This is a genomic window from Pseudomonas sp. MF6776, from assembly GCF_016613125.1.
In the GTDB taxonomy this organism is placed as follows: Bacteria; Pseudomonadota; Gammaproteobacteria; order Pseudomonadales; family Pseudomonadaceae; genus Aquipseudomonas; species Aquipseudomonas iridis.
Window position 1 is genome coordinate 1 of record NZ_JAENSQ010000068.1, and the last position, 5,098, is coordinate 5,098.

Genomic DNA, 5,098 nt, shown 5'->3' on the forward strand with positions numbered 1-5,098 from the left:
ACGCCTACGAATTCAAGACCGGCTCGATCTACCCCGAGCGCATCTACTGCGTGCAATACGATGAATCGGACCTGCATTTCATCCAGCGCCTGTGCGAAGAAGAAGGTATTCATTACCACTTCCAGCATAGCGCCACGGCGCACAAACTGGTGTTCGGCGATGACCAGACGGTGTTCCCGAAACTCAAGCCTGTGGCCTATCAGCAAGACTCCGGCATGGTCGCCAGCGACCCGGTGATCAAGCGCTTCGACCTGCGCCTGGAAACCCGCACCAGCCGCACCTCCCGCCGCGATTACGACTTCGAAAAACCGCGCATCACCCTCGAAAGCGAAAACCGCGGCGATGCCGTGCCCGACCTCGAGGACTACGACTACCCTGGCCGCTTCATCGACCGCGAACGCGGCAAACACCTGGCCAAACGCGCCCTCGAACGCCACCGCAGCGACTTCCAACTGGCTGAAGGCAAGAGCGATCAGCCGTTGCTGGTCAGCGGCCACTTTCTCGCGCTGACTCAACACCCGAAAGCCAAATGGAACGACCTCTGGCTGCTCACCGAAGTCCTGCACGAAGGCAAACAGCCGCAAGTGCTGGAAGAGTCGGTGACCAGTGACACCACCGCGCTGAAAGACGATTTCCATCAGGGCTACCGCAACCGCTTCCAGGCCACGCCATGGGACGTGCCGAATCGCCCGCCCCTGCGCCACCCGAAACCGCGCATCCTCGGCAGCCAGAGCGCCGTGGTCACCGGCCCCAAAGGCGAAGAGATCCACTGCGACCAATACGGCCGCGTCAAAGTCCAATTCCACTGGGACCGCGAAGGCCAGGCCGACGACAAAACCAGCTGCTGGCTGCGCGTGTCTTCAGCGTGGGCCGGCGCCCAATACGGCGGCATCGCCATCCCGCGCATCGGCATGGAAGTGCTGGTCACCTTCCTTGAAGGCGACCCCGATCAGCCACTGATCAGCGGCTGCCTGTACCACAAGGAAAACACCGTCCCGTACGCGCTGCCGGCGAACAAAACCCGCAGTACCTTCAAAACCCTGAGCTCAATGGGTGGCGGCGGCTACAACGAACTACGCATCGAAGACAAGAAAGGTCAGGAACAAATCTACCTCCACGCCCAGCGCGACTGGGACGAGAACGTCGAACACGACCAGAAGATTCGGGTCGGCAACGAACGCCACGACACCGTTGAAAAGAACAGCTACACGGAATTCAAGGCCGAGGAACACCACACGGTTTATGCCGATCGCAAAGTTGAGGCCCGGGCGAATGATCACCTGACCGTGGGCGTCAATCAGCACATCAAGATTGGGACTGGGCAGTTCATTGATGCGGGGCAGGAGATCCACCTGAGCAGTGGTATGAAAGTCGTGATGGAAGCCGGCGCCGAATTGACCCTGGTCGGTGGCGGCAGCTTTATCAAGATTGATGCTGGCGGCGTGACCATGAGTGGGCCGGTGATCAATATGAACTCTGGCGGTGGACCGGGTAGCGGCACGGGCGCTGCGCCGTTGTTGCCGGGGCCATTGAAGCAAGCGGACAGCGACAAGGCCGGGCTGTTGTTGGGGCCGGCGTTGCGTCAAACCCTGAAACGGGCGGCCACAACGGCTCAGCCGATCTGCGAGATATGCCAAAAACTGAAGGCGATGAAATGATCCCCGGTGCCACGCGTTATCTGCTTCTGGATGGAGCAAAGATCGAAAACCTTCCGTCCCGTTTGTACAGTCTGGACGACAACCCTGTTATCGAATGGCTGTATCACGCAACGCCCTACCAAGAGGTATTTGATGTCGGCCCTGCGCTGATCGTCTTGCGAGCCAACAGCGCACTTGAAAAGGCCTTCACTGATGACTGGCAAAACGATGCTGGCCTCATCATCGAAAGCGACGCGCCTCTACAGCAATTGACTGAACATCTGCGCAGCCTCATCCACGCGCGGGTGACCGGTGAAGCGTCAATGCTGTTTCGCTACTACGACCCGCGAGTCATGCGCCATTGGCTGCCGACCCTGAACCCCGGGGAAAAAGATCACGTGATGGGCCCGATCAGACGCGTACGTCTGCCAGCGCGAGAAGGCCAGGAAGAACAGTGGATCGTTCGTGAGCAGGATCGCCAAAGCGCCCAGCAATATGCTGAGCGTCCGTGGCTTCACCTCGATGAGCAAAAGTTGCAACGGCTCAATCAAGGCAAGCTGGAAATGTTTGATCAACAGTTGCTGGAGCACGTTCGTACCTACTTTCCCGACTGCCTGGCTCAGCGCTCGGCCGTCGAACAGCAGCAATGGGCGGTCCTTTGCCGTGAAGGCGCCGCCAGCCACGGTTACTCGGCGCCCAACGAAGTGGCACGCTGGTCTGCTCTGGTTGCCGAGCACGGGACCGAGTTCCCCCAAGCGCCTGAACATCATGCCTACCGCGAGATTTTTCAACAGCCGACACTCAATGCCACACAACGCCTGGATGCCTTGTTGGTAGAACTGCATCGCCATTGGCTGCTGACTGACAAGGAGTCCAATGCATGACCACCGCACCGCTCGATAAAAACCGCAACCTGGCCGCTGCAGATCAGGCTGCACAATGCCAGTTCGGCGACGAAGACCTGTCCAGCCCGGCTACCACCTGCCCTGCGCGCCAACCCGAAATCTTTGTGGTTCCCAGCCGCTACGCAATGGCCGAACAGGCCGCCAAACACGCCGATTTCGCGCCATCCAGCCCGACCAAAAGCCACCCGATGGCCTTGCGTCGCTTGCGCGCGGGCTACGCCTATCTTTGGCATGCCGAAGGACCATTGAAACGCTACGCGGTGGCGTCTGATGGTTTGCTGGTTGAACAACCGCTGACGCAACCCCACTCTGCTCTGACGACCGGTGAAAACGCCGGAATCGCGTTGAACAAAAGCACCGACGCGTGGATGCTCTACAGCGAAGTGCCATTGGGCAAAGACGCCTGCGAGCGCCTGAAAAAGACCGGTGAACGACGCAAGCGCATGCGTCAGATCGCCCTTACCGACGTAGCCAAACGCCTGTCGGCCAAACACTGCCCACCGCTCGAAAAAGCCCCGACACTGGTGGCCGAACTTATGCCGAAAGTGCGCGAAAAAACCCTTGCGCATGAACATCAGAAGAGCGGCGCGACTGACCGCGAAGGCGTGAAAGAACAACGCAAAACGGCGCAAGCCGCGCCTACTCAAGACAATATCAAAGCCTACTCCGCCAGCTCGGAATCTCTGCGCGAACGCGAACAGGCTGCCGGCACGCAACCACCGGGCGAGCCCGTGGTCGAGCCTGGGAATTGGAGCGCCAGCCCATGGGAACTGGCACCTACGCAAGCCTGGCTGGACAAAGCCAAGAGCGAGTCAGCTCCGCTGTATGCTGTGTTTGCTGCACTGGATGATGATCTGGGGGTGTTGCGGGATATCGACCACGAACAGAACAAGGTCGAGGCTGAACACGAAGAGTGGGTAGCCGACAACAGCTTGCGCCAGACCATCGGCAGCTTTATCCGCAACATGGTCACCGAAGACGGTGGCGAAGTTGCCAACCTGCTCAACTACCGGTATCGCGAACACAACCTGCAACTGACACCGGAACAGGGCGACACCCTGATCGACAGTCAAAAGCAGCTGAACACCCTGATGCTGGAAGAAACACGCATCAACCAACAACGCGGCCGACAGTATGGGCATGCCCAAGCGGATGGCCTGTTGGCTCAGGTTCGATCCCGTGAAGAGGCCGTACTGAACAAGGTGCGCAGCTTCATCCCGAGCGAGCTACATCAGGAAGCGCAACAAGTCGTGCGAGATTATCGCCAGGAAAAAACCAGCAATCTGGAAGGTGGCGGCGGAACCAAAGTTGGTGAATACATCGACTTGGCGAGCATGGACCATTGGCTGGATCAGGAGGCGCCGCAGCACTTCAAACAGGTCGAAGAACGCCATCAATTGCTGTACGCCGATCGCAAAACCTACCTGCCACGCAACGACAGCGGCACGTGGTTTGTCGACCAGAGCAGCGAAGAGCACCTCAAGTGGCTGGAAAGCCTGACGATCGCTTGCCTCAGCGCTCAGTGCAGCCGTAGCGAAGGCGCGAAACAGTTTGCCGACTATGTGAATAGCGAGGATCCCGGTTTGCTGCGTCTGGTGTTCCAGGCGTGGAGTCCGAGCCTGGAAGCGGCGGTGAACAACACTTCACGCCTCAACGAACTGGTCACGGCGCTCAGTCTGGAAAACCTTGCAGATTCCCGCGCAGCCGCGCTCAAGATTCTGGACGCGGACACCCTGCGCAATATCGAGCGGTTAGCGAGCAATCTGGAAGGTGCCTGGACGGCGACCATGACCCGCCTCGGCGCGTCTTTGATTCATGTAAGCAAAGGCACGGCGATGGCAATGGGATTATTCCTGGTCATCCGCCTCGGCGATAAAACCCGCCTTGTGCAGGGCGTAGAGAACGGTATCAAAGTCTGGCGCTTAGTCGGCCAGAACGCTGAAGCCCTCAGCCAATGGACCCGAAGCACCGCTCAGGCCATCAGCCTCGGTCGCGTCAACGGCATCGTCAACGCACCCTCGATCAAAGCCTCGGGTGGCCTACTGCCGCTGGCGGCGCTGGTGGTCAACATTCTCAACGCCGGCACCTATGCCGGACAGGCAGCGGCGCTGGAAGGCAGCGATGCGCAACGGCAGGCGGATAGCATGTCAGCGTATTTGTACGCAGGGGCAGCATTGGGGGCGGTGATTCAGAATTGGGTGATTTTGGGGAAGGGAGTTCATGAGATAAGCCGTGGTGCTGCGGCGGCTCCAACGTTGACTCTGTTTGGGGGGATTGTCGGCGCACTATCATTCGGAGCTGCTCTCAATGAATTCCGCTCACTGCAAATTCAATTGGAAGCCTCTCAGAACAACATTGACCCCTGGGCGAGCCTAAAAAAACTAGCAGTTACCGGCCAAGTAGCAGTTTATGGCGTTCAGGGCCTACTAGGCCTGAATTCATAGAATAAGCGCAACGCTTGAAACGAGAGGCAGAGAGCCAGCCACCGGTAGAATCCAGGCTCTCACACCGAAGGATTCAAGCGCAGATGACTACGCATTACCGGCAGCTGACTCA

The 5,098-nt window shown here is 58.9% G+C and carries 3 protein-coding genes; all 3 read left to right on the plus strand.

Annotation, left to right across the window (positions count from 1 at the left end; genetic code table 11):
* The coding region (tssI, locus tag JJD74_RS30170; RefSeq protein WP_200618051.1) for a type VI secretion system tip protein TssI/VgrG at positions 1 to 1,658 on the plus strand (1,658 nt) is incomplete at its 5' end.
* A complete protein-coding gene (locus JJD74_RS30175; RefSeq protein WP_200618054.1) occupies positions 1,631 to 2,521 on the plus strand; it encodes a DUF4123 domain-containing protein in 891 nt (296 codons plus the stop codon). The genes tssI and JJD74_RS30175, both read left to right, overlap by 28 nt.
* Positions 2,518 to 4,986, plus strand: a complete 2,469-nt coding sequence (locus tag JJD74_RS30180) for a toxin VasX (protein WP_200618056.1) — start codon at positions 2,518 to 2,520, stop codon at positions 4,984 to 4,986. Before JJD74_RS30175 ends, JJD74_RS30180 begins: the two co-directional genes overlap by 4 nt.
* The last annotated feature ends 112 nt before the right edge of the window (positions 4,987 to 5,098 follow it).